Here is a 23,843-nt window from a genome sequence, read left to right on the forward strand (position 1 = left end):
GGAGTGCGCCGCGCGCCGGATTCCGGCCGATCGGAAACCTGACCTCTTGGCTCTGCGGCTGTTTCGATTCGCGCACGGTCAGATCAGATAACCACGGTCGCGACGCTCTTGGAAATACAGGTCGTCCGCATCGGGTTCGTCGGGCATCACGATCCGGTCGCGGTTGGGTTTGCGGGTGCCGGGATGGATGTGGGCGGTGGCAGCAGCCGTTGGCGTCGGTCCGGTAGGAGCCGGCTCCGGCTCGCGGGCGGCAGGGGCGACCAGTGGCGCCGGTTCTTGGCGCAGTCGCTCGAGTTCGGCTTTGCCCTGCTCGGCGAGCTCTGGGCGGCATTCCCTTTCCAATTGCCGTCGGTCTCATCGACGGCACTGCTGATTTCCCGGGCGTAGTCCCCGCTGTACTTCGAGAGGCTCCGGATCGCCTTCGCGGCCCGCTGCATCGCTTGCCAATCACCGGCCAGGTAATTGGTGGTGTAGGACAACGGATCGACGTTGATGCTGTTGGCCAGGATCATGTTCACCCAATAGGTGGGGGAATAGAGATTGCCGTTGAGGATGAGTTCGACGAGGTCGGGCATCATATCGTCGTTGGTCGGCTCGGTCAGCCGATCCACAGGCGCGGTGGTCATCGTCTTTCGCCCGGATAGGTGCGGTCCAGTTCGGCGGCCCTGGCTCGGTCCGTCGACCGATACATCTGTGCGGCGTTGCCCAGTTCGTCCGCCGACTCACTCGTGATGCGTCCCAGCTCAGCGTAATTGGTGGTGAGCTCGGCCCGGATGTGCTGGATGGTGGCGGCGACGTTCGGGAAGACACCGCCGACATCGCCCCGCACATCGAGCCACCCGTCGATGTACTGGTTGGCTTGCGCATTGTCCGTCGACAGCTTGTGCAACCTGCTGGATACCCGGTCGAGGACGTCGGGTTCAACCGAGAAGTTGTCGGTCATCGATTGCCACCCCAATACATCAGGTGGATGAGTATTTGCCGCATTCCGCCCCCTCGTCCTCGGCATCAGAACCTCCCGACTATAACAGGGCGGTACGGGGGCGATCTGGTTCGTATGCTGGACCACTGTCAGCCCAGATCTGCCTGTTTCCAAAGTGATTCGTCATGAGCGGTGGTGTTCGCATTTCCGCAACGCGACGATGCCTGGAGGCTCGCTGAAGTCTGTTCTATGGCCGCGGTAGTTCCGCCCGAAGATCTGGATATGGGTCGATGATGCGTCGCGGAACTTCCTCTCGAACTGTCGATCTGAGTTCCAGTAGCCGTGGGCCTGCCACGTAGTGGCGTGCCCGGGTCTCACTCCGCGCGGCCAGTAATCCCGCCGCGGTCAACGCCTTGAAGTCGCGCGAGGCGGTTCGCTCATCGATCGCAGCGCGCACAAGGTAGCCATGCCTGCGGATGCGGAACCCGATCAACGCGTCGTACAGGATCTCCGTAACTTGAGCCACAGTCCAGCGTCTCGAGCCGGGGACCAACTGCCGACGCCGGTAAGCGCGAGGATGCGGTAGTAGTCCTCGGCGTTCACGCCGCGCCATTCCTCGATGCTGCAGAAGGTCGGCTCGGCGAGGCCGCCCCGGGGAGGCACCGAGAGTCTGTAGGGCTCGGGCCATTCGGCCATCGCCGTCGCGAAAGGGTTGGATCATCACCAGGTTCAGATGCGCCATCGCGCCCGCGACGATCGGGTCTGCCACGCTGGTCAGCGTGCCAGCGAGTTCGGCCATCAATTCCGGGACCATGGCGGAGCCCGGCCCCTCGTAAACCGCGTCGCCGGTGGGTTCTTCACGCACATAGATCGCGCCGGTGCGGTATTGCCCCGGGCTCTTGGACAGATCGTGGCCGAGCATCATGAAATGCAGTGCCTTGATAGTGGATTCGTCGATGGCAGCGCCGCTTCGCGCCACAGTGAGGACATAGCCGAGGGCCTGTCGATAGCCGCGGATCTCGGCGAAGGTCTGTTCGTCGGCGGTCAGCGCCTCTTCATAATCGACGGCGGCAGCGGCGTCGTCGGTCTGGACACGGTAGCCCTCGACGCTGTTCGAGCCGCGGATAGCGCGGGCCATGAGATTGCGGCGCAGCAATCCGGGCCACCGCTTCGGCACCCGCATCGCCGAAGCCAGATTGTCTCGACGGCGGTAGATCCCGGCGAGCACCATCTCGTCGATAGCGTCGAGCTCAGGGATTGTGTACAGCATCGCCTGCCTCCGGGCCATGGCGGCAACCCAGGATGCTGGGCTTTTCTGGGGTTGGCGGTCGGTGGGTCTCGAGTTGGGGTGGGATGGGCGGGTGCTCTTGGCTGGGGGTGGGGAACGGGCGCACACTTTTAGGGGTCGGCGTGCGTGGGAACGGGGCTGGTCCAGTTGGCTGAGGTGGCGGGTGCGCGCCGGGGCGCGAGGGGGTCGTGACTCGTGATGGATTACAGCGAGCGCGGTGAGCAGGTCCAGATCGAGCAGGTGCCGCTGTCGCATCTCTCGCTCGAGGTCGGCCACTTCTCCGTGTATCAGATCGCGCACGACATGGATCAGGTGCTGCGCCGGCTCCGGGCGATCGTGCCGCTGGTCGATACGTTCATCGCCGCCGCGCGGGCGGAATTCGGTTCCCGGGTGCGGGTGAGTACCTGCTATGTCCTCGACGACTACACCGAGCCGAACACCGACCCGCGCGCCGTGCTCGGCAAGCTCCTGACCGCCGCGGACGAAACCGGTTTGCGGATCGACTATTTGGCGCGCCAATCGGGTTGCGCGGTGGTGGTGCCGCGCGGCGACGGCGTGCCGTCGGGTGCGCCGATCCAACTCGCCGAGTTGGTCGCCGCCAGTCTGGTCGCCGAGTCGGGGGTTTCGTCGTCGCCGGGAGATCGTCCGGCCGCCGCGGCGTCCGGTTGGTTGAGCAACGGCCGTCGCTCGGTCGACGAACCGGCGCAGCAGACGTGGATGGTGCCGTTTCGGCCGGCGCAGGAGTTCGGCCACGGCGATCACTCGATCTTCCTCGACGTGCGGCTGTGGACGCGTAGCGCCGAAACGGTCAACGGGCGCACTGAGACTCGTATTCGATGGTCGGTGCCGATGCTCGTCGCCGTATGGCAGCTGCTGCGGCTCGGTGTGCTGCGCCGCGGCGGTGCGGCCGTCGTTCGGCCGCAACTGTGCGCACCCGAGGCCGGGTTCCCGAATCACTGGCAGGAGCTACCGGAGATCATTCAGCTGGCCGCCGACGCGCCGCCGTTCGCGGCCTATCGGACGATGTCGATCGTGCCCAAAAATCGTGTCGCCCTTGTGCATTCGATCCAGATGATCCTGGACCACCTGGACCTGGATCGGGCGGTGGTCGATCAGCTCATCGCGCGTGGCGCCGCGGAGCAGGTGCCGGTCACGGTGCCCCGCAAGCTTTCCGACCGTGTTTCCCATCTGCTCTGGGAATAGCCGTGCGCGAAATCGGCTTTCCGGGTCAGAGTTTGTATTCGAGTATGTCGCGAGGTTCGCCGATGCCGAAGTAATGTTCCTCGTATGCGGTCCAGGTGAATCCCATTCGCCGATATAGGTTATAGGCCGACTGGTTGGTAGGTCGAACGGTAATGAGAATGCTGCGCACCGAGTGTCGTCGACACAACTCGATCGCCTGCCCCAAAAGGGTTGACCCGTAGCCACGGCCGCACTTGCTCGCGGTGACGGCGAAGCTGAGCAGCCAGGCGCGCCGATCCGGCGTGAGGGCGACCAGCAGGTGCCCGCAGGCGGCGTCGTCCACCTCCGCGATCAGCCAGTTGCCGCCATGCAGGTCGAAGAGCTGGCGCAATACGAAATAGGGGTAGGCGTGCTCGCCGAATCGTTCCTGCTCCACTGCCGCGACACCCTCGAGATCGGAGAGCGCGGCCAATCGATACACGGGCGTCGATGACGCTGTCGCGATGTCCACTGTGTTCCCTTGCGCGGTAACGCGGGTCATAAATCAACAGCGTAGGCGTTTGCTCGCATGTTCGGCGGGTGCACGGCACACGCTGTCCGGATCGAGGTAGTTTATGCGCCATTGTGTTATTCCGTCATGGCGACCCCCGGCCGACTGCTTTGGGCGCGGCGATAATTCGGCGCGATTCCGCGTTGCTCGCGGTTCGCCGAAATTCGCCTCAGACGGTCGCCGCGGCCTCGGTGGCGCCGTCGGTGACCCGAATGTGCTGCGCAGTGACCGCTTCGGCGGCATCGGTCGCCAGAAACGCGACCACTTCGGTGATTTCGGTTGTTTCGCTCACGGGCCCGGGCAACTGCGCCACGGCGGGCGCGTTCGCGTCCGGTCCGCCGTTCGCGGGGCTCACCGCGTTGACGGTGATGCGCCGCTGGGTGAAGTCGGCGGCCAACCCGCGGGTGAACTCCGCGATTGCCCCCGTGGCTGCGGCATCGACCGTACTGTCCGACGGGGTGGCACTCGCGACGGTGATGACGCGTCCACCATCGGCCAGTTGGGTCGCGGCCAGCTGCAGGCCGTGCAGCACGCCCTTCGCCGGGGTGGCGAAGGCGAGGTCGAACTCGTCCTCGGTGAGCTCGGCCAGCGGGGTGCTGACCGCCGGGCCGGTGGTGCTCACCAGTACATCCCAGCGCCCGCATTCTTCGAGCAGGGCCTGCACCAGTTCCTCGTACTCGAGCCGGTCCCCGATGTCGGCCGCGAGCGCCAGCGCAGCACCACCGGACCCGGTGATCTCCTTGACCACATCCGCCGCGGATTCCGGCGCGTGCGGATGCTGGATCACCACCTGCGCCCCCTGCGCGGCGAGTGAGACGGCGATCTTCTTGCCGATCCCGCTGTCACCGCCGGTGATCAGCACCGTCTTCCCGGTGAGCGGTCCGGCGCCAGCCGCGGCGGGTGAACCCATGTTTCGGCCTTTCGGAGGGGGACGAAACCGATTCTGCCCCAAGGCGGGTCATCTACCCGGTGGAACCACGCCGATCGGCGCCATGGTGAGGCGTGTCACGCCTGCGTGCTCCGCCATGCGGGGCGGCGCGCATTGGTGAGCCACCGCAGCAGCCATTCGGCGGGACCGTACCGGTAGTGCCGCAACCACACCGCGCTCAGCGCCAGCTGGAAGCCGAACACGAGTACGGCCGTCGCGATGGTCGCGGCGGGCGAGAGCCGGCCCGCCCAGCCGAGCCCGATGCCGGTGAACAGCAGCAGACCGATCGCGGATTGACCGAGATAGTTGGTCAGCGCGATTCGACCCGCCGGTGCCAGTGCGCCGCGAATCCACGCGGTGCGCGGGCTGTGCATCAGCCGCAGCAGGGTCGCGACATACGCGGCCGCCAGGAAGGGGGCGGTCGCCACGCTCACCGCCACCGCGAGGGCCGTGCCGGTGCCGCCGCCGAGGGTGTAGATCACGCTGCCGGTCAAGCCGATCGGGAAGCCGATCCATTGGACGCGGCGCAGCATCGGTTCGTCGCCACGCACCTCGGCCAGCAGCTTGCGCCGACCCGCGACGAGACCGAGCAGGAACATCGCCAGCGCGGTCGGGCCTTGCAGGCTGACGGCCTGCAGGAGCAGCAGTCGTAGTCCGTCGAGATGGGTGCCGATGATCTCGCCCCAACCGCCGAGCATGGCCGCGGTCGTTTGCTCGGCGTTGACTCTGGCCTGCTCCGCCGAGGGCAGCATGGCCGTCATGTCCAGGAACAAGCCGCTGATCAGCAGGCTTGACAGCACGAGGCCGTAGAGCGCCCCGGCGATGCGCAGCGCGGTCCGGTCGGTGACCCGGCGCAGCAGGAAAAGGGCGAGGCAGGCGACGGCGTAGGTGGTGAGCACGTCACCGCCGTACAGGAACACGATGTGCGCGACGCCGAGGAGGAACAGCCCGGCGATGCGCCGCAGCATGCGCGGTTCGAACGCCGCGCCCGCGTCGGCCGCCGAGCCCATCTGCAAGGTGAAGCTGTAGCCGAACAGGAACGAGAAGAGCAGATAGAACTTCATGTCGACGAAGACCGTGGACAGGCCGCGGACCAGCTCGTCGAGCGGGCCGTCGAACGCCGGATCGATGACCAGGTTGCCTGGGTAGCCGGACGACATGAACGTGATGTTGACGATGAAGATGCCCAAGAGGGCGAAGCCGCGCAGGGCGTCTACGTCATAGACGCGAGTGCGCGGGGTGACCATTTGATCGGTCATGGCTGCCAGCTTCCGGTCTTTTAAATGTCCAATGGATACTATCCTATAGATACTATCTGCCGGACTACGATGCAACCGGTCGATTCATGTCGCCGAGCACGAGGAAGGTGTCCGCAGTGGCCGAGCAGGCAATGCCCGCGGAGTTGAGCCGGTTGTGGCGGCTCGCGCCATCGGCGCGGTTGGGGCGTCCCGCCGAACTCGACGTCGATCAGGTGGTGCGCAAGGCGGTCGAACTCGCCGACCGCGACGGGCTCGCGGGCGTCACGTTGATGAAAGTCGCCGCCGCGCTTGGTTTCACGAAGATGGCCCTGTATCGGCATGTCGGGTCCAAGGACGAACTCTTCGAGCTGATGGCCGACTACGCGTCAGGCCCGGCGCCCGAGTTCCCGATCGCGCCCGCCGATTGGCGCACGGCACTGCGGCGCTGGGCCAACGAGATGCGCGCTACGCACCTGCGGCACCCGTGGCTGCCGCAGGTGCCGGTCGCCGGGCCGCCGCGTGGTCCGAACACCATCAGCTGGATGGACGCGCATCTGCGGATATTGGCGGGCACCCCGCTCGACTGGGCCACCAAGGTGGCCGTCATGATGCTGGTCAGCGGTCACGTGCGCCAGGCGAGCCTGCTCACGCAACAACTGGCCGAAGGGCGCGTGGGCACGGGACTGGACGAGGCTCAGGTCAACCAGGCTTACACGCGTTCCCTGGCCGAGTTGGTCGACCGGGATCGCTATCCGGAAGCCGCGAAACTCTTCGGCTCCACCGTCTTCGACCCGCCGCCCGCCCCGCCCGCGGACCCCACCGAAGACCCCGATTTCGCCTGCACCCTCGAGATCGTTCTCAACGGCATAGCCCACGAGATAGCCGCCGCCGAAAAGGCCTGACCTACCCCGGATACGACTCTGCCCCGGCCGGTGAAGGCCGGGGCAGAGCGTTCGTCTCAACCACGAGTCGGGGTGACAGGATTTGAACCTGCGACCTCTTCGTCCCGAACGAAGCGCGCTACCAAGCTGCGCCACACCCCGTGAATCGAACCTGCAGTAGCTTACAACAGGGACGGCCTGGACGTTAAACCGCCTGCTCAGCGGGGGTATCCCGCGGGCAGTCTAGCCGTCGTGGGCGCGAATGCTGGTGAAGATGCGCTTGGCGGTGTCGGCGTCGAGGGCGTTCGGGACGCCGGTGTCGGCGGCGATCACCATGACGAAGTTGCCGCTGTCGGTGGGGTAGGCCACGGTGTACACGGAGTAGGCCGTGGCGCAACCGGGCTTGGCCTGGCTGACGGTGCCCTTGGTCTCCACGAACATGCCGTGCTGGGTGCCGTCCAGCGAGGCGAGCGGTACTGGCGCGCTCGGCGTGCCGTCGGCGGACCCGGTGTAGGCGAGCTTGGCCGTCCGAGTGCCGAGATCGGTTGCCGCCGTTGCGGAATCGGGGTTCTGCGAGCCGGTGAGGAAGGACACCGTGCGGGTGGAGCCGGGGCAGTATCCCTTGCCCTCGCTGGCGTAACCCTTGCCGGCCACCGCGTTCGGTGGTTCGCCGAATCCGCCGATGACCGTCTCCGCCGCGACGGTCCAGCCTGCGGGCACGTCGTAGGCCGCGCCGCGGTCGGGCGCGACGACGACCTGATAGCCCGGAATCACCGGGGTTTCGTTGCGGCCGTTGGGGTTGGTCGTCGGCGCGGCGGAGGTGGTCGTGGACGACGTGGGCCCGGCGCTTGCGCTCGGCGTGAGCGCGCTCACCATGGATGGCGAATTCTGTTGGGTCGCGGAGTTATCCGAGCCGGGTCTGGTCAGCACGATCGCGGTCACCGCACCCGCGGCGACCAGGAGCACGACCAGCCCGATCAACAGCCCGGCTTTGCCGCGGCCGCCCGGCGGTTTCGTACCGGGGCCGTAACCGGACGGCCCCTGGGGCGGTCCGCCGAACCCGTTCTGCGGCCCGTAACCGGCAGGCTGGCCGTATTGCGGCGTGCCGTACGCGGGGGCTTGGTACTGCTCGATCGGTGGCACCTCGCCGTACTGGCCCGGTGCCGGTTGCCATTGCCGCCCTGGGTCGGGCTGGCCTAATCGGTTGGCCTGTGGGTAGCCGAGCAGTGTCGGCGCGGCCTCGGCAGGACGACTCTGATTCGGGTCGGCGCCGAGGCTCGGCTGCCACAGCCCGCCCGGTGCGCCAGGGCCGGAGCCGCCGGAAACGGGTTGTGCCAACAGGGTTGGGTCGGCCTGGGCCGGGGTCTGCCACCCCGCGGGCTGGGCGGGCCCGCCGGGCTGCTGCCACTGCACCGTCGGCGCGGGCGCGCTCGGGCCGGGCTGCCACTGGTAGTTCGGGCGCGCCTCGGCGCCGGCCTGCGGGTCGGGTGCGGCGGGATTCGGCTGCCATTGCAGCGTGGGATCGGCGCCGGGTCCCGCTTCGGCTTGTCGCTCGGCCCAGCCGGCCGGCGGCTGCCAGGTCTGATGGAAGCCGGAGTCACGTTTCCACGGGCGCCCCTGTTGCTCGGCGCCCGCGTCCTGCGGCGCGGGCGAGTCGCCGGACGGGTACGGCACACCGGGCTGACCCAGAACCGTCGGGTCGTTGCGCCGGTCGTCGAATCCACTCACAGTTGTCCCCTACCTGACACACACGTCTCGGCACGCGACCTTAGCGGGCGACGGCCTCCGACGCAGACACGCCCTGGCCCGAGTCGCTCGCAGGCCGCTTCGGCGGCGCCGCGACCAGCGTCAGCAGGGTCGCTTCGGGACGGCAGCAGAAGCGGTAGGGCGCCCACGGCGAGGTGCCGATGCCCGCGGAGACGTGCAGTTGGGTGTGCTCGCCCCACTTCGAGGGGCCCTTCACCCGGGACCGGTCGATACCGCAGTTGGTGACCAGCGCGCCGTAGCCGGGCAGGCACAGCTGGCCGCCGTGCGTGTGCCCGGCCATCACCAGGTCGTAGCCGTCGTCGGCGAAGCGGTCGAGCACGCGGGGCTCGGGCGAATGGGTCAGGCCGATGCGTAGCTCCGCCAACGGGTTCGGCGTGCCCGCGATGGTGTCGTAGCGGTCGCGCCGCAGGTGCGGATCGTCCACGCCCGCGGTGGCGATGCGGATGCCAGCCACCTCCAGGTCGCGGCGTACGTGGGTCAGGTCCAGCCAGCCCCGCTCGGTGAACGCCGCGCGCAGGTCCTTCCACGGCAGTGGCGCGCCGTAAACGCGCCGGTGGTCCTTCTTGAAGTACTTGAGCGGGTTCTTCGGCACCGGCGCGAAGTAGTCGTTGCTCCCGAAAACGAAAAGCCCCGGGCGGGAAAGCAATCCGCCGAGGGCCTGGACTACCGCGGGTACCGACTTCTGATGCGAGAGGTTGTCGCCGGTGTTGACGACCAGGTCCGGCTCCAGCCGATCCAGTTCCCGCAGCCACTGCTGCTTGTGCTTCTGGCCGGGGGTCATGTGCAGGTCGCTGATGTGGAGCACCCGCAGCGAGGACGACCCCGGTGCGAGCACCGGCATGGTTGCCTCCCGCAGAACGAAGGCGTTGCGTTCGACCAGCGAGGCGTAGCCGATTCCGGCCACCGCCGCCCCAGCGGCTCCCAACGCGGTCGTGCGGACAGCAGAGGTCGAGATCACGGGCATTTGCCCAGCATAGGTGACCCCGCTGTGGATCGCCGAGTGTGTTTACGCACAAGCCCTTGCGCGTACGCCGCGGATCGGCGTGCGCAAATGGCTCGCGGCGGGCAAATGTGGTGGGCCGCTCGCGCGCGAGCGGCTACCGTGAGCCTCATGTCGGAACTCAAATCGCAACTGCGGACGGATATGACCGCCGCGATGAAAGCCAAGGACACGCTGCGCCTTTCCACATTGCGGATGCTGCTGGCGGCGATCCAGACCGCCGAGGTGGCCGGTGCCGAGGCGCGCGAGCTCTCCGACGCCGATGTGCTCGCCGTATTGCAGAAAGAGGCGAAGAAGCGCAGCGAGTCGGCCGAGATCTACACCCAGGCGGGGCGTGGCGAGTTGGCGGCCAACGAGCACGCCGAGGCCAGGATCATCGACGAGTACCTGCCGACCCAACTGTCCGACGCCGAGGTCGCCGACCTCGCCGACACCGCGATCGCCCAGGTCGCCGAGCAGCTCGGCGAGCGTCCCGGCATGCGGCAGATGGGCCAGGTGATGAAGATCGCCACCGGCCTCGCTGCCGGCAAGGCCGATGGCTCCCGCATCTCGGCGGCGGTCAAAGCACGTCTCTAAGGGTCGGGCGCGCGGCTGGGTGCCGAGACCACGCGAAGGGCCGCGAACCGGGAGGTTCGCGGCCCTTCGTCGGCTAGCGCGGGATGGGGATGGGGATCGGGATGGGCGGCAGCAGCGGTGGCGGCGGCAACCCGGGGATGCCCACCGGTGGCGGCGGGCCGGGCGGTGGCGCCGCCCGTTGCGTGCCGTCGCTGACGTAGAGCGTGATCACCGAGCCGGGGATGGCCGAGCCGTTCGGCGCGGTGCCCATCACGGTGCCCTTTGCCTGCGCGCCGGGCCCGGTCACCGGCGTCACCTGGAAGCCTGCGCCGACCAGCGCGGCGGTCGCGGCGCCCTGTGACATCCCGACCACGTCGGGCACCTGGGCGTTGTTCGAGCCGCGCACGTACTTGTCGTCCAGCGGCGGCAGTGCGGGCGGCGGGAAGTGACCGAGCACCGGCTTGATCGAGTTGAACCAGCTGCGGGCGGGTTCGTTACCGCCGAACAGGTTGCCGTCACCGCAGTTTCGCAGCGGGAACGAGCAGATCTCACCGGGTGTCGGGCTGTCGCCGTACACGTAGGTGGCCGCGGCCAGCGAGTTGGTGAAGCCGAGGAAGGCCGAGGAGCGGTGGCTCTCGGTGGTGCCGGTCTTGCCCGACAGCGGCGCCGACCAGCCAGCGGACTGGGCCGCGCCCGCGGCGGTACCGCTGATGTCGTCCTTGCTCATCGCGTTGGCCAGGGTGTTCGCCAGGCCGGGCTCGACGACCTGCTCGCAGGCCTGCTGGGTGAGCGGCACCTGCTTGCCCTGCCGATCGACGACCTCCTTGATCGGGTTCGGCGGGCACCATTTGCCGCCGGAGGCGAGCGTCGCGGCGACGTTGGACAGCTCCAGCGGATTGATCGCGACCGGGCCAAGCGTGAAGGAGCCGAGGTTCTGCTCCTTGATCATGTCGGCGAGGCTCTGGTTGCCGTGGCCGGAGGTGCCCGCCTCGGTGTAGGAGCGCATGCCGAGCCGGACCGCCATGTCCACGGTCGGGGTCACCCCGACGGCCTGGATCAGTTTGACGAACGCGGTGTTCGGCGAGGTCGCCAGCGCCTCGGTGACCGACATCGGCGACTTGTACTTGCCCGCGTTCTCGACGCAGTAGGTGGCGGCCGGGCAGCCCCTGGCACCACCGTTACCCATGCCCTTGGCCTCGAAGCGGCCCGGCACGTCGAGCTGGGCGTTGATGCCGAGCCCCTTCTCCATGGCCGCCGCGGTGGTGAAGATCTTGAAGATCGAGCCCGCGCCGTCGCCGACCATCGAATACGGCTGCGGCTGCACGGTTTCGTTCGCGTCGCGGTTCAGGCCGTAGGTGCGGCTGCTCGCCATCGCGAGCAGCGGATGGGAGTCCTGGCCCGGCGCGACGACGGACATGACCTGGGCGATGTTGTCCAGATTCGGGTTCGCCGAGTCGGTCACCGAGCGCTTCACCGAGTCCTGCACCACGGGATCGAGCGTCGTGCGGATCAGGTAGCCGCCCTTGTCGATCTGCTCGCGGCTGATGCCCGCGTTGGCGAGGTACTGCAGCGCGTAGTCGCAGAAGAAGCCGCGGTCGTGGGCGGCGATGCAGCCGCGCGGCAGGCCCTTGGGCTCGGGCAGCACGCCGAGCGGCTTGGTCTTGGCGTCGCGGAACTCGTCGGCACGGCTGGGGATGTTCTGGATCATGGTGTCCAGCACGGTGTTGCGCCGGGCCAGCACGCCCTCGGTGTTGGTGTAGGGGTTCAGCTTCGATGAGCTCTGCACCATGCCCGCCAGCATGGCCGACTGCGAGACGTTCAGCTCCGAGGCGTCGATGCCGAAGTAGGTCTGCGCGGCGTCCTGGATGCCGTAGGAGGAGTTACCGAACGGGACCAGGTTCAGGTACCTGGTGAGGATCTCGTCCTTGGTGAGCTCACGGTCCAGGGTGAGCGCCATGCGGATTTCGCGGATCTTGCGCGCGGGGGTCGTCTCGATCGCGGCCCGGCGCTCGGCGTCGGTCTTGGCCACCACCAGCAGTTGGAAGTTCTTGACGTACTGCTGGTCCAGCGTCGAGGCGCCCTGCTGGACCTCGCCGCTCGAAGTGTTGGTCAGGAACGCACGTAGGGTGCCCTGCCAGTCCACGCCCTCGTGTTCGGCGAAGCGGCGATCCTCGATCGAGACGATCGCCAGCTTCATGTCGTTGGAGATCTTGTCGCTGGGCACCTCGAAGCGGCGTTGCTCGTACAGCCAGGCGATCGGTGCGCCGCTCGCGTCGACCATGGTCGACACGGCGGGCACGGTGCCCTCCACCAGTTCCGAGGACACGTTGTCGACGGCGTCGGCGGCTCGGTTCGAGACGAACCCGAAACCGCCTGCGAGCGGGAACAGCAACCCGGCCACGAGCACGGCAGCCAGCAGGCAGCTGCCGGCCAGCCTCGCGAGCGTTTGTGTGATCGGCACGATCCTCAGACTACGGGGTGGGCTGGGAGCTCTCTTCCGTGCGTTTACCGGAGTGCGATTCATGACAGGTAATGGGCGTGTCGCGCGAGCGAGTCTGGCGTGTCGCGGGACGGCGCGCCGCGAATATGCCCGCCTCTCCGCCGCTCCGGGGATTTTGCAGGGACGGACGTACCAAAAAATCCGGGGGCGGTCTTGCGCTATCCCCATACCTTTACCTAGATTGAGAACCCAGTGTGATAGAGCTAACACTCAAAGTGGAATGTGGTGCAGTTCGCAGCGGGGTTTGGGTTGCTGCGACGCTGACACGCGATTCTGGAGCGCCGTTGACCCGGTGTTCGGACTGCAAAGGGGCACACCAAATGCACATGACAACCCCCATCGCTCGATTGGACGTGGAGCAGGCCGAAGCAAGGATCGCCTGGGTAGCCCAGGCCCGATGCAAGGAAGTGGATCCCGATCAGTTGTTCGTCCGCGGCGCTGCCCAGCGCAAAGCCGCGACGATCTGCAGGCACTGCCCGGTGCTGATGCAGTGTGGTGCCGACGCGCTCGACAATCGAGTGGAGTTCGGTGTGTGGGGCGGTATGACCGAGCGGCAGCGGCGCGCGCTGCTCAAGCAGCACCCGGAAGTGACCTCCTGGGCCGACTTCTTCCAGGCCCAGCGCCAACATCAGGTGGCAATGTAGCCCCGCGAACCTTCGGAACTGAGCCTGCGAAAGCGGGCTCAGTTCCGTTTGGGGGCAAATGCTTCCGTTTGGACCTATAGCCGATGCGTCTATGTATCAAGCAGATGCTCGGTTGGTGGTCAGCTGATCACCTACGGCGCGCAGCGCCTCGAGATCGGACACCTCGAACGGCAACGCGGTCACCGCGACGATCGGTACCCGCGGATGGGCGCCGGTAAACCGGTGCAGCAGATGCTGTTCGCGCTTGTCCGTGGCGACGCGGCGGGCATGGATGCGCAACACCGCGGCGGTGAGCGGATCCGAGTCCGCCAGCTGCTCCGCCGCGGTAGCCGCGTGCCCGGCCGAGAGTGCGCTCAGCGCCGGATGCGTGCGGTTGAGCACCAGTCCCGCCAACGGCATGCGCTCGGTGGAGAGTCGATCCACGAAGAACGACGCCTCGCGCAGCGCGTCCGGCTCCGCGGCCGCCACCACCAGGAAGTGCGTGCCCGGCTTGGACAGCATCGCGTAGGTCCGGTCCGCGCGATCCTGGAAACCGCCGAACAGCGAATCCAGCGATTGCAGGAAATTCGACGCGTCCTTGAGCATTTGGCCGCCGACGATCGTGGACACCCCGCGCACCGCCAGGCTCATCGCGCCGGTGACCAGCCGGGTGACGCCGCGGCCCGGTGCCATGATGACCCGGATCATCCTGCCGTTCAGGAAGTTTCCGAGGCGCTTGGGCGCGTCCAGGAAGTCCAGCGCGTTGCGCGACGGGGGAGTGTCGACCACGATCAGGTCCCACTCCTTGCGCCCGGCCAGCTGACCGAGCTTCTCCATCGCCATGTACTCCTGCGTCCCGCCGAACGACGAGGCGACGGTTTGGTAGAAGGGATTGGCGAAGATCTGCTCGGCCTTCTCCGGACTGGTGTGCTCGAGCACCATGTCGTCGAAGGTGCGGCGCATGTTCAGCATCATCGCGTGCAGCTCACCCTTGGCCTGCGGGCCGAGCGGCACCCGCTGCGGCGAGTTGCCGAGGTCGGCGACGCCGAGTGACTGGGCCAGTCGCCGCGCCGGGTCGATGGTGAGCACGACCACCTTGCGGCCCTGTTCGGCCGCGCGCAGCGCGATCGCCGCCGCGGTGGTGGTCTTGCCGACACCGCCCGACCCGCAGCAGACCACGACGCGCGCTGAGCGGTCCGCGATGATGCTCGAAATATCCAGTGGCGCAGGCGCGGTCATGACTGCGCCTCGTCCGCGCTCGGCTCCGGCAGGCCCGCGCCAGGAGCTGTTCGCTCGCTCACTATTTGACCCCTTGAGTGCTCAGGTGTTCGGCCAGTTCATATAAGCCGCCGAGGTCCATGCCGTCCGGCAGGGCGGGCAGATACAGGCGCGACACGTCGACCTTGGCGAGCTCGGTCGCGCTGTCGTCCTGAGCCTGCAATGTCGCCGCGTGCTCGACGGTTTCGGTGATCAGGCCTTGGAAGTCGCTGTCGGACAGCGTGATTCCCGCGGCGGTGAGCCCGGCGCGCACGGCCTCGGTATCCAGCTCGCCCCGCGACGCCGCCGCCTGCAGCTCGGGCGGCAGCTGGCCCTCGGTGGCCCGGTTCACGATGACCGTGCCGATCCGCAGATCCGCGGCCTTCAATTCCGCGACGGCGTCGGCGGTCTCCTGCACCGGCAGCGCCTCCAGCAGCGTGACCAGGTGGATCATCGTCTGATCCGAGTGCAGCAGCCTCGAAACGCCCTCCGCCTGCGCGGCGATCGGGCCGCCCTTGGCCACCTCGAGCATGGCCTGGGTGACATCGAGGAAACTGGCGATCCGGCCGGTAGGCGGGGCGTCGACCACGATCTCGTCGTAGACCCGCTTGCCGTCCTTGTCGACCCGGACCGCGGTCTCCTTGATCTTGCCCGTCAGGATGACATCGCGCAGGCCGGGCGCGATCGTGGTGACGAACTCGATGGCGCCCATCCGGCGCATCGCCCGGCCCGCGAAGCCGAGGTTGTAGAACATGTCGAGGTATTCGAGGAAGGCGTGCTCGATGTCGAGCGCCAGCGCGACCACCTCGCCGCCACCGTCCGCGGTGGCGATCCTGGTCTCGGTCGGCGGCAGCGGCGGCAGATCGAACAACTGCGCGATCGACTGCCTGCTCTCCACCTCCACCAGCAGCACCCGCCGCCCGCCTGCCGCGAGGGCCAACGCCAGCGCCGCGGCCACGGTGGACTTCCCCGTGCCGCCCTTGCCCGAGACGTAGTGCAAACGAGCCTTCTCGGCGCGTTTCGGCCAGCCTTTTTCGAGCTCCGGCTCGGCCGAAAGCGGCACTGCTGTTGGTACTCCCACGTTCGCGAGCCTATAACCCGTTCTGAGATCGCGCCCGAGGGATCTGTCTAGTGCCTGGTCCACGAGATATATCTGTACCAGACAGTAGGATTCCCGGCTGATTTTCCGATCCGCGGCGGCCGCGGGCAACGCGATGCCGCACGCGCGACCCGAGCGGCAACAACTACGCTCCTCCCATGAGTGAAGCCAGCCTGTGGGAGTACGCGACCGTGCCGCTGTTGACGCACGCGACCAAGCAGATCCTCGACCAGTGGGGCGCCGACGGATGGGAGTTGGTGACCGTGCTGCCGGGGCCGACCGGCGAACAGCACGTCGCCTACCTCAAGCGTCCGAAGTAGAGGAGCAGCGGACATGACCGCAGCAACCCAGTGGGAAACCAACCTCGCCCGGCTCGGCCTGACCCTGCCGCCCGTCGCGCCGCCGGTCGCCGCCTATATCCCGGCGATCCAGACCGGATCGCTGGTCTACACCTCCGGACAGCTGCCGTTCGTCGACGGTGAGCTCTCGGCCGTCGGCAAGGTCGGCGCCGAAGTCAGCACCGAGCAGGCACAGCACGCCGCACGCCTCTGCGCGCTCAACGCCCTCGCCGCGGTACACGGACTCGTCGGGCTCGACCGAGTGGTGCGCGTGGTCAAGGTCGTCGGATTCGTCGCCTCCGCACCGGGATACAGCGACCAGCCGATCGTGATCAACGGCGCCTCCGAATTCCTCGGCGAAGTCTTCGGCGAAGCGGGCGTGCACGCGCGCTCGGCCGTCGGGGTTTCGGAACTGCCCAAGAACACCCCGGTCGAAGTGGAGCTCATCGTCGAGGTGGAGTGACGGTGTTGTTGGCCGCGTGGCCGCGGCGTGGTTCGCGGCCCTGATGTCTCGTGTCTCAGCGGTCGAGACTTGCGCCTGCGGCGCGTGCGCTTCGACCGCTGAGCCACGAGACGGCCGCGAACCGAGTCGCTCGTAAGACTCGCTCCGTGGTGGGGGCGTTTTGTGGGGAAGTGGGCGTTTAGTTTGCGGACTCGGTGGTTTTGACGGCGATTCTGAACTGTCGACGCTGGCCGTTGGGGTGGGCGCGGGAATCTTCTCCGCCGTGACGCCTGCGGCGCGGATCACCGCGTTCGCCCAGGCCCGCTGGGGCGCTTGGGCTTGGGACGTAGCGTTCGTGGGCTGTGTTTATTTGCCGCGCGGCCGCGAACGGGGTTGCTCGTGAGAATCGCTCCGTGTGGGGAAGCGAACGCGAGGGTCAGGTGGTTGTGGGCGCGGGGGTGGGACCTGTGGGTGCGGAAGTTGCGGGTGGGTCGCTCCTCCAGGGGGATTCAGGGCTGGGGCGGTGGGTGGGGTGCCCTGTGGCATGTGGAAGGGGCGGGCGTGGTTGTCTTTTGACAGGAGCACTCCCGGACTGTCGGATCGCACTCTAGGACGATGGCATGGCACTTGAACATCCCGCGTACGGGCAACTACGGCAGGTCACCGCGACGGCGGCGGTGTTGCTCGCGGACAATCCCGGCCAGATGACGTTGCAGGGCACCAACACCTGGATTCTGCGGGCGCCGGGGCGATCGGACTGTGTGGTGGTCGATCCCGGTCCGAAGGACAAGGCGCATATCGCGAAGATCGACGAGGTCACGGGCGGTGAGATCGCGCTGACGCTGATCACGCACCGGCATCACGATCACACCGGTGGCATCGATCGGCTGGTGAAATCGACCGGAACCCCGGTGCGCGCCAAGGACTCCGAATTCCTGCGCGGTTCGGGCGCGCCGCTGGTCGACGGCGAGGTGATCGAGGCGGCGGGGCTGCGCATCACCGTGCTCGACACTCCGGGGCACACGGGGGACTCGGTGAGTTTCGTGCTCGACGACGCGGTGCTCACCGGTGACACGATTCTCGGCAGCGGCACCACCGTGCTCGATTCGAGCGACGGCACCCTGGCCGACTATCTGTCCTCGCTCGATCGTCTCGTCGAGGTCGGTGCGGGCAAGGCGCTGCTGCCCGCGCACGGGCCGGACCATCCCGATCTGGAACCGGTGGCCCGCTACTACATCACGCACCGGCACCAACGGCTCGATCAGGTGCGAGCGGCGCTGCGGGAACTCGGCCCCGACGCGGGCGCGATGGCCGTGGTGCGCCGGGTCTACGCCGACGTGGACAAGCGACTGTGGCTCGCGGCCCGCAGCTCGGTGCAGGCACAGCTGGATTACCTACGCGCCGAGGGATAATCGCGCAGTCGAAACCGACCTGCCGGATTCATGGAGCTCTGAATCCGGCAGGCGGGTGAACCTCTGTGGGCCAGGCCATGTCTCGAAGTTCCGCGGGCGCCTGCACCGCCCGGACGGACTTCGACAGAACCTAGCGCGCGCGGCGGGCCAGACGCTCGGAGTCGGAGATGAGCACGCTCTTGCCCTCCAGCCGCAGCCAGCCGCGGTGCGCGAAGTCGGCGAGCGCCTTGTTCACGGTTTCGCGGGAGGCGCCGACCAGCTGGGCGATCTCCTCCTGGGTGAGGTCGTGGGTGACCCGCAACGCGCCGGCCTCCTGGGTGCCGAAGCGCTGCGCGAGCTGCAGCAGCGCCTTGGCGACCCGGCCGGGCACGTCGGTGAAGATGAGGTCGGCCAGGTTGTTGTTGGTGCGACGCAGGCGCCGGGCGAGGACGCGGAGCAACTGCTCAGCGATCTCGGGCCGCTGGTCGATCCAGGACTTGAGGGCGTCACGGTCCATCGTCACGGCACGCACCTCGGTCACCGTGGTGGCGGTGGAGGTACGCGGGCCCGGGTCGAAGATCGACAGCTCACCGAACATGTCCGACGGGCCCATGATGGTCAGCAGGTTCTCCCGGCCGTCGGGGGAACGACGTCCGATCTTCACCTTGCCCGAGGTGATGATGTAAAGCCGGTCACCCGGTTCACCCTCGTTGAAAATGACATGGCCACGTGGGAAATCCACGGGCTGCAATTGCTTGGCGAGGGCGGCCACCGCAGTGGGCTCGACGCCCTGGAAGATGCCTGCTCTGGCGAGGGCCTCGTCCACTTATGTGCTCCTTATGGGAAATGGCTCTGTACTGGACCGAAAGCGACTCGGCCAACAGCGCAGTCTACGCGGCATGATGACAGCGTAGTGACAGACACCACGTAACGTGTGGATTGCATGGCGCAGCGAGGAACCGTACCAGTTTCTGATCTCGGCGCGCGCGGGCACCCACGTGGTTATCGCAGTGTCGGCCACCGGGTCAGCCGGTCACGTCGGTCAGCTCGCTCGTGCCACATCCAGCTCTTCGCCCCGGGCGCGGCGCTTGCGCATCCGTGCCACGGCAGCGGGCAGGCCGAGCCTCGTCAGCTCTTTCACTTCTGCGTTGCTTGCCTTGTCCAGGTACTGCTGAACCTCTTCGTCGGGTTCGAGAAGTTTGCGGAGCCGGTTCTCGACCCGCTCCATACCCAGTGCGAACAGCATCAACAGCACTGGGAAGAGCACCACAGCGAGTCCTTGCATACGGAGGAGTAAACACGGTCTAGGTCTCAGATGGAACACGGCAACCGAACTGGACGGGCAACGCCGGCCGACAGTTCCGTATGGTGGACGGGTGCGTGTCACCCCTTCCACCGCCGCCGGAAACGGCCGTGCGACTACCGCCGCGGCGCCCGATGCGCAGGCCGCGGCACCCGCCGCCCCGAAGCGGAAAACCCGCGCGCGACAGGCGGAAACCCAGCTCGGGCTGGTCCGTCGCGCGCGCCGGATGAACCGTGTGCTGGCCGAGGCGTTTCCGGACGCGCACTGTGAGCTGGATTTCACCACTCCGCTCGAATTGGCGGTCGCGACAATACTTTCCGCACAGTCCACCGATGTGCGGGTGAATCTCACCACGCCCGCGCTGTTCGCCAAGTACCCCGACGCCCGCGCCTATGCCGAGGCGAACCGCGCGGAGCTGGAGGAATACGTTCGCTCGACCGGTTTCTACCGGAACAAGGCGAACTCGCTGATCGGCCTCGGTCAGGCCCTGCTCGACCGGTACGACGGTGAATTGCCTCACACCATGGACGAATTGGTGCAGTTGCCCGGGATCGGGCGCAAAACCGCGAACGTTATTTTGGGCAACGCCTTCGGCGTGCCGGGCATCACCGTCGACACCCATTTCGGCCGTCTCGTGCGCCGCTGGCAGTGGACCGCCGAGGAAGATCCGGTGAAGGTCGAGCACATCGTCGGCGAGCTGATCGAACGCAAAGAGTGGACGATGCTCTCGCACCGGGTGATCTTCCACGGCCGCCGGGTGTGTCATGCCAGGAAGCCGGCCTGCGGCGTGTGCGTGCTCGCCAAGGACTGCCCGTCCTTCGGTGCGGGCCCTACCGATCCCGATACCGCGGCCGGCCTCGTCAAGGGTCCCGAGAAGGAGCATTTGCTCGAGCTGGTCGGCCGGTGAGGACCCTCCCGGTTGCCTGGCGATGGGCGCTGGCCGGAGTGATCGTGGTGCTGGCGCTGGCGGTCGCCCTGTGGCCGCGCGGCGAGCGCGATACCGACCAGGCGACCCGAACCGACCGGGCCCCGCGCGACACCGGAGTTGCCGAACAGCAACGCGCCGCGGCGGGTCTCGCGCCGTGCCCGCGGCCCGCACCGGGCGTGAACGGCACCGGTCCGCTCGCGGGCATCTCGCTGAACTGCCTGGCAGACGGCTCGACGGTGGATCTGGCCGCCGCGCTCGCCGGTAAGCCCGCGCTGCTGAATCTCTGGGCGTACTGGTGTGGACCGTGTGCGCAAGAATTGCCGTATTTGCAGCAGTTCGCGCGGCGCGCCGGAAACACGATTACCGTGCTGACCGTGCACAGCGACCCCGACGAGGCCAAGGCGCTCGCCCGGCTGACCGGACTCGACGTGCGACTGCCCGGCGTGCTCGATGCGGACACGCGGGTGCGCACCGCGGTCGGCGCCCCTGCGGTACTGCCGATTTCGGTGCTGGTCCGGGCGGACGGTTCGGTGGCACGGGTGGAGGTGCGCGCGTTCAGCGGGGTCGACGACATCGCGGACACCGTCGCCAGGGAGCTGGGAGTAGCCGCATGACCATCCCTGTGCCCCAGGACATTCCGAAGTGGCTGAGCCGGGCGACCGAACCCGACACCGACTCCTCGGACACCCTCACGCTGGCCCGCACGCTGCGCCGCGCCATGACGGTCACCAAGACCCCGCGGCAGGCGGCGGTGCTTGTGCTGTTCGGCGGGTCGCCGGCGGCCGATCCCGCCGCGCCCGGCGGCCTGCCCGCGGACGCCGAGGTGTTGCTCACCCAGCGCGCCGCCACCCTGCGCCAGCATCGCGGCCAGGTCGCCTTTCCCGGTGGCGAGGTCGATCCGGGTGACACCGGACCGATCGACACCGCCCTGCGGGAAGCCTGCGAGGAGACCGGCCTCGATCCGTCCGGCGTCGAGCCGCTCGCGATCCTGCCGAAGCTGTTCGTGCCGCCGTCGCGCTTCGACGTGACACCGGTCGTCGCCTATTGGCGCACGCCGAGCCAGGTCGGGGTGGTCGATCCGAGCGAGACCGAACGGGTGGTGCGGGTGCGACTCGCCGATCTGCTCGACCCGGACAACCGCTTTCTGGTCCGCGGCAGGCTCGGCTACCAGAGCCCCGCGTTCCAGGTGGACGGGATGCTGGTGTGGGGATTGACCGGCGGCATCCTTGCCGGAATCTGTAAGACCGCGGGCTGGGAACAAGAGTGGGACCACACCGACGTACGTGATCTGGAGACGGCACTGGCTGCAGTGGGAATGACCTTATGAGGCAGGGTCAGCGAGGGAATCGGGGACGCGGCGTTGCTGACCAGCACACGCCGGAGGCGAGCGGCAGCGAGGTGCAGGGGTGAGTTCGTCCGCATGGCTCGATATCGCGGTGGTGCTGCTCGCACTGCTGGCCGCCTCCTCCGGGTGGCGCCAGGGTGCGGTGGCCTCGGCGCTAGCCTTCCTCGGCGTCGTGCTCGGCGCGGTCGCGGGCATCCTGATCGCGCCGCACATCCTGGTCCATGTCGACGAGGGCCGTACCAGGGTGTTGACCGGTGTGCTGCTGATCGTGCTGCTGGTGATCATCGGCGAGGTCGCGGGCATGGTGCTCGGCCGGGCCGCGCGCAGCGGCATGCGACATCCGTTCACCCGCAGTGTGGACAGCGTGGTCGGCGCGGCGCTGCAGGCGGTGGCCGTGCTGGTCACCGCGTGGCTGCTCGCGTTGCCGTTGGCCACCTCGTCGCAGCCCTCGATCGCCACCGCGATCAACGGCTCCCGGGTGCTCACCGACGTGAACCAGGTGGCGCCGAACTGGTTGCGCCGCTTGCCCAACGAGTTCTCCAAGCTGCTCAATACCTCCGGCCTGCCGGACGTGATCGGTCCGTTCGGCCGGGCACCGATCGCGGCCGTCGAGCCGCCGGACGCGAGCGTGCTCGGCAGTCCGGTCGCGGGCTCGCTGCAGCAGAGCGTGCTGCGCATCCGCGGTGTCGCGCCGAGTTGCCAGCGGGCGCTGGAGGGTTCGGGCTTCGTGATCGCCCCGGAGCGGATCATGACCAACGCGCACGTGGTCGCGGGCACCACCAGCATCCAGGTCGATTCGGCGACCGGGCCGCTGGACGCCACGGTCGTGCTGTTCGATCCGTCGACCGACGTCGCGGTGCTCGCGGTGCCCGGCCTGACCGCGCCGCCGATCACGCAGGCGCCCGCGCCCGCGCGTTCCGGTGACAGCGCGATCGTGCTCGGCTACCCCGGCGGCGGGCGCTACACGGCCAGCGCGGCCAGGGTGCGCGAGACGCTGGATCTGACGGGTCCGAACATCTACCGCGACGGCACCGTGGAACGGCAGGTCTATACCGTGCGCGGCCTGGTGCGGGCGGGCAATTCCGGTGGGCCGCTGGTCGATACGGAAGGCAACGTGCTCGGCGTGGTGTTCGGTGCCGCGGTCACCGACGACGACACCGGCTACGTGCTGACGCTGGCCGAGGTCCGTGCGCAGCTCGACGCCGCGCCGAACGTGAACACCCCGGTGGGCACCGGAGCCTGCGTGCTGAGCTGACGGGAGATTCGAGGGCGGTCGCCTGCGGCGGTCGCCTGCGGCGGTCGCCCTCGGGTCGGGCACGCGACCCGGCGGCGGGTCAGGGCCGCTGCTCGCGAATACCGAAGCTACGCGAGCAGTTTCGCCAGTTCGGCGGTCACCATCTCCGGATTCTCCTGGTGCGCATAGTGTCCGGCGGCCGGGATGAGGGTCAGCTGCCGCTCGGGCGACAGATGCTGGCCGCGCCGGAAGGTGCCGGCGAGCACGTAGGGATCCAGATCGCCGCGCATGGCGAGCACCGGGATCCGGATCGGGACACGCATGGTCGCCATGAACCGCCTGCCGTCCGGACGCCACTGGCTGCGGAAGGCCCAGCGCTGATACTCCAGCGCGCAGTGCGCGGCACCGGGAATCTGGATGGCCGAGCGCATCCGCCGGGCGGTGTCGACGAATTCGGTGGTGCCCGACCATGATCCGCTGACCCGCTGACGCAGCAGCCGTTCGACCTCGAAGCCGTCACCGGTGGTCAGCAGGCGCTCGCCGTAGCGCGGCAGTTGGTAGCGCAGGAAGTTGGGCAGCCAGGTCGCGCGCTGGTGGCGGTTGTGCAGCACCGCGCTCTTCAACACGGCGGGATGCGGCGAACTCACCACCGCGATCGAGCGGACCAGCCGGGGATGCAGTACCGCGGTGGCCCAGCAGACCAGTCCGCCGTCGGCGTGCCCGACCAGGGTCGCGTCGGGATAACCGAGGGCGCGGATGAGTCCGGCGATGTCACCGGCCAGGGTCCAGCCGTCGTATCCGCGGGGCGGTTTGTCGCTGTCGCCGTAGCCGCGCAGATCGACGGCCACCGCGCGATAGCCGTGCGCGGCCAGCCCGGTGAGCTGATGGCGCCAGGACCACCAGAAGTCGGCGAAGCCGTGCAGCAGCACGACGAGTGGGGCGTCGGCGCGGTCCGGGGCCGCGTCGACCACGTGGAAGCGGATGCCGTTGGCATGAACGTCCCGATGCGCCCACGGCCCGTCGAAACGGACGCTGGACGGATCCGGAATTGAGTGCGACGACACGCCGATGC

The 23,843-nt window shown here is 68.0% G+C and carries 25 protein-coding genes and 1 tRNA gene; 11 read left to right on the top strand and 15 right to left on the bottom strand.

Going from position 1 to position 23,843, the window contains the following annotated elements; translation table 11 throughout:
* Window positions 1-146: 146 nt before the first annotated feature.
* The 3 genes from F5X71_RS01975 to F5X71_RS01985 all read right to left on the bottom strand — a co-directional run bounded on the left by F5X71_RS01975 (window position 147) and on the right by F5X71_RS01985 (window position 2,192).
* Window positions 147-626, bottom strand: coding sequence for a hypothetical protein (locus tag F5X71_RS01975; RefSeq protein WP_167460397.1), 480 nt, complete (start codon window positions 624-626; stop codon window positions 147-149).
* Window positions 623-943 (bottom strand): type VII secretion target, encoded by a 321-nt coding sequence (locus tag F5X71_RS01980; RefSeq protein WP_167460398.1) that lies wholly within the window; start codon window positions 941-943, stop codon window positions 623-625. Before F5X71_RS01980 ends, F5X71_RS01975 begins: the two co-directional genes overlap by 4 nt.
* A 226-nt stretch (window positions 944-1,169) precedes the next feature.
* The gene (locus F5X71_RS01985; RefSeq protein WP_203218255.1) at window positions 1,170-2,192 is read right to left on the bottom strand and encodes a Fic family protein; all 1,023 of its coding nucleotides are present in this window, start codon (window positions 2,190-2,192) and stop codon (window positions 1,170-1,172) included.
* Between the two features lie 216 nt (window positions 2,193-2,408).
* Here F5X71_RS01985 and F5X71_RS01990 point away from each other — a divergent pair, with 216 nt between their 5' ends.
* Window positions 2,409-3,413 (top strand): SCO2522 family protein, encoded by a 1,005-nt coding sequence (locus F5X71_RS01990; RefSeq protein ID WP_238815958.1) that lies wholly within the window; start codon window positions 2,409-2,411, stop codon window positions 3,411-3,413.
* 25 nt (window positions 3,414-3,438) lie between these two features.
* Here F5X71_RS01990 and F5X71_RS01995 read toward each other — a convergent pair whose 3' ends face one another.
* The 3 genes from F5X71_RS01995 to F5X71_RS02005 all read right to left on the bottom strand — a co-directional run bounded on the left by F5X71_RS01995 (window position 3,439) and on the right by F5X71_RS02005 (window position 6,129).
* Window positions 3,439-3,903: a GNAT family N-acetyltransferase gene (locus tag F5X71_RS01995; RefSeq protein ID WP_167460400.1), complete on the bottom strand. Its 465-nt coding sequence runs from the start codon at window positions 3,901-3,903 to the stop codon at window positions 3,439-3,441.
* 208 nt (window positions 3,904-4,111) lie between these two features.
* A complete protein-coding gene (locus F5X71_RS02000; RefSeq protein ID WP_167460401.1) occupies window positions 4,112-4,852 on the bottom strand; it encodes an SDR family NAD(P)-dependent oxidoreductase in 741 nt (246 codons plus the stop codon).
* A gap of 95 nt (window positions 4,853-4,947) precedes the next feature.
* Window positions 4,948-6,129: a DUF418 domain-containing protein gene (locus F5X71_RS02005; RefSeq protein WP_167460402.1), complete on the bottom strand. Its 1,182-nt coding sequence runs from the start codon at window positions 6,127-6,129 to the stop codon at window positions 4,948-4,950.
* Window positions 6,130-6,245: 116 nt separating this feature from the next.
* On the opposite strand from F5X71_RS02005, the gene F5X71_RS02010 reads away from it, so the two are divergent.
* The gene (locus tag F5X71_RS02010) at window positions 6,246-7,010 is read left to right on the top strand and encodes a TetR/AcrR family transcriptional regulator (RefSeq protein WP_203218256.1); all 765 of its coding nucleotides are present in this window, start codon (window positions 6,246-6,248) and stop codon (window positions 7,008-7,010) included.
* A 67-nt stretch (window positions 7,011-7,077) separates the two neighbouring features.
* Here F5X71_RS02010 and F5X71_RS02015 read toward each other — a convergent pair.
* From F5X71_RS02015 to F5X71_RS02025, 3 genes are all read right to left on the bottom strand, one after another.
* Window positions 7,078-7,151: transfer RNA gene (locus tag F5X71_RS02015), tRNA-Pro, on the bottom strand.
* Window positions 7,152-7,232: 81 nt separating this feature from the next.
* Window positions 7,233-8,717: a hypothetical protein gene (locus tag F5X71_RS02020; protein WP_167460403.1), complete on the bottom strand. Its 1,485-nt coding sequence runs from the start codon at window positions 8,715-8,717 to the stop codon at window positions 7,233-7,235.
* Between the two features lie 40 nt (window positions 8,718-8,757).
* Window positions 8,758-9,720, bottom strand: coding sequence for a metallophosphoesterase (locus tag F5X71_RS02025; protein WP_167460404.1), 963 nt, complete (start codon window positions 9,718-9,720; stop codon window positions 8,758-8,760).
* Between the two features lie 147 nt (window positions 9,721-9,867).
* On the opposite strand from F5X71_RS02025, the gene F5X71_RS02030 reads away from it, so the two are divergent.
* A complete protein-coding gene (locus F5X71_RS02030) occupies window positions 9,868-10,332 on the top strand; it encodes a GatB/YqeY domain-containing protein (RefSeq protein WP_167460405.1) in 465 nt (154 codons plus the stop codon).
* 73 nt (window positions 10,333-10,405) lie between these two features.
* Here F5X71_RS02030 and F5X71_RS02035 read toward each other — a convergent pair whose 3' ends face one another.
* Complete coding sequence (locus F5X71_RS02035; protein WP_167460406.1) at window positions 10,406-12,772, bottom strand: penicillin-binding protein; 2,367 nt, start codon at window positions 12,770-12,772, stop codon at window positions 10,406-10,408.
* 359 nt (window positions 12,773-13,131) lie between these two features.
* On the opposite strand from F5X71_RS02035, the gene F5X71_RS02040 reads away from it, so the two are divergent.
* Window positions 13,132-13,455, top strand: a complete 324-nt coding sequence (locus F5X71_RS02040) for a WhiB family transcriptional regulator (RefSeq protein ID WP_014981178.1) — start codon at window positions 13,132-13,134, stop codon at window positions 13,453-13,455.
* 96 nt (window positions 13,456-13,551) lie between these two features.
* Here the strand turns inward: F5X71_RS02040 and F5X71_RS02045 are convergent, their stop codons facing one another.
* Window positions 13,552-14,673: an ArsA family ATPase gene (locus F5X71_RS02045; RefSeq protein WP_167460407.1), complete on the bottom strand. Its 1,122-nt coding sequence runs from the start codon at window positions 14,671-14,673 to the stop codon at window positions 13,552-13,554.
* 61 nt (window positions 14,674-14,734) lie between these two features.
* Window positions 14,735-15,754 (bottom strand): ArsA-related P-loop ATPase, encoded by a 1,020-nt coding sequence (locus F5X71_RS02050; RefSeq protein WP_167466132.1) that lies wholly within the window; start codon window positions 15,752-15,754, stop codon window positions 14,735-14,737.
* A 194-nt stretch (window positions 15,755-15,948) separates the two neighbouring features.
* Here F5X71_RS02050 and F5X71_RS02055 point away from each other — a divergent pair, with 194 nt between their 5' ends.
* From F5X71_RS02055 to F5X71_RS02065, 3 genes are all read left to right on the top strand, one after another.
* On the top strand, window positions 15,949-16,110 hold the full coding sequence (locus tag F5X71_RS02055) for a DUF4177 domain-containing protein (RefSeq protein ID WP_014981181.1): 162 nt from the start codon (window positions 15,949-15,951) through the stop codon (window positions 16,108-16,110).
* A 13-nt stretch (window positions 16,111-16,123) separates the two neighbouring features.
* Window positions 16,124-16,591, top strand: a complete 468-nt coding sequence (locus tag F5X71_RS02060; protein WP_167460408.1) for a RidA family protein — start codon at window positions 16,124-16,126, stop codon at window positions 16,589-16,591.
* 599 nt (window positions 16,592-17,190) lie between these two features.
* Window positions 17,191-17,982 (top strand): MBL fold metallo-hydrolase, encoded by a 792-nt coding sequence (locus F5X71_RS02065; protein WP_167460409.1) that lies wholly within the window; start codon window positions 17,191-17,193, stop codon window positions 17,980-17,982.
* Window positions 17,983-18,112: 130 nt separating this feature from the next.
* Here the strand turns inward: F5X71_RS02065 and F5X71_RS02070 are convergent, their stop codons facing one another.
* A complete protein-coding gene (locus tag F5X71_RS02070; RefSeq protein WP_011206875.1) occupies window positions 18,113-18,787 on the bottom strand; it encodes a Crp/Fnr family transcriptional regulator in 675 nt (224 codons plus the stop codon).
* A gap of 216 nt (window positions 18,788-19,003) precedes the next feature.
* On the bottom strand, window positions 19,004-19,231 hold the full coding sequence (locus F5X71_RS02075) for a hypothetical protein (RefSeq protein ID WP_014981184.1): 228 nt from the start codon (window positions 19,229-19,231) through the stop codon (window positions 19,004-19,006).
* Between the two features lie 238 nt (window positions 19,232-19,469).
* Between F5X71_RS02075 and nth the strand changes: the two genes are divergently transcribed.
* From nth to F5X71_RS02095, 4 genes are all read left to right on the top strand, one after another.
* Complete coding sequence (nth, locus tag F5X71_RS02080; protein WP_167466134.1) at window positions 19,470-20,171, top strand: endonuclease III; 702 nt, start codon at window positions 19,470-19,472, stop codon at window positions 20,169-20,171.
* Window positions 20,168-20,806, top strand: coding sequence for a TlpA family protein disulfide reductase (locus F5X71_RS02085; protein WP_167460410.1), 639 nt, complete (start codon window positions 20,168-20,170; stop codon window positions 20,804-20,806). Before nth ends, F5X71_RS02085 begins: the two co-directional genes overlap by 4 nt.
* Window positions 20,803-21,519, top strand: coding sequence for an NUDIX hydrolase (locus F5X71_RS02090; RefSeq protein ID WP_167460411.1), 717 nt, complete (start codon window positions 20,803-20,805; stop codon window positions 21,517-21,519). Before F5X71_RS02085 ends, F5X71_RS02090 begins: the two co-directional genes overlap by 4 nt.
* A gap of 79 nt (window positions 21,520-21,598) precedes the next feature.
* Entirely contained in the window at window positions 21,599-22,792 is a 1,194-nt protein-coding gene (locus F5X71_RS02095; protein ID WP_167460412.1) for a MarP family serine protease, read from the top strand.
* A gap of 107 nt (window positions 22,793-22,899) precedes the next feature.
* Here F5X71_RS02095 and F5X71_RS02100 read toward each other — a convergent pair whose 3' ends face one another.
* On the bottom strand, window positions 22,900-23,835 hold the full coding sequence (locus F5X71_RS02100) for an alpha/beta fold hydrolase (RefSeq protein ID WP_167460413.1): 936 nt from the start codon (window positions 23,833-23,835) through the stop codon (window positions 22,900-22,902).
* Window positions 23,836-23,843 lie beyond the last annotated feature (8 nt).

Origin of the sequence: Nocardia brasiliensis (genome assembly GCF_011801125.1) — a bacterium.
GTDB classification, from domain to species: domain Bacteria; phylum Actinomycetota; class Actinomycetes; order Mycobacteriales; family Mycobacteriaceae; genus Nocardia; species Nocardia brasiliensis_C.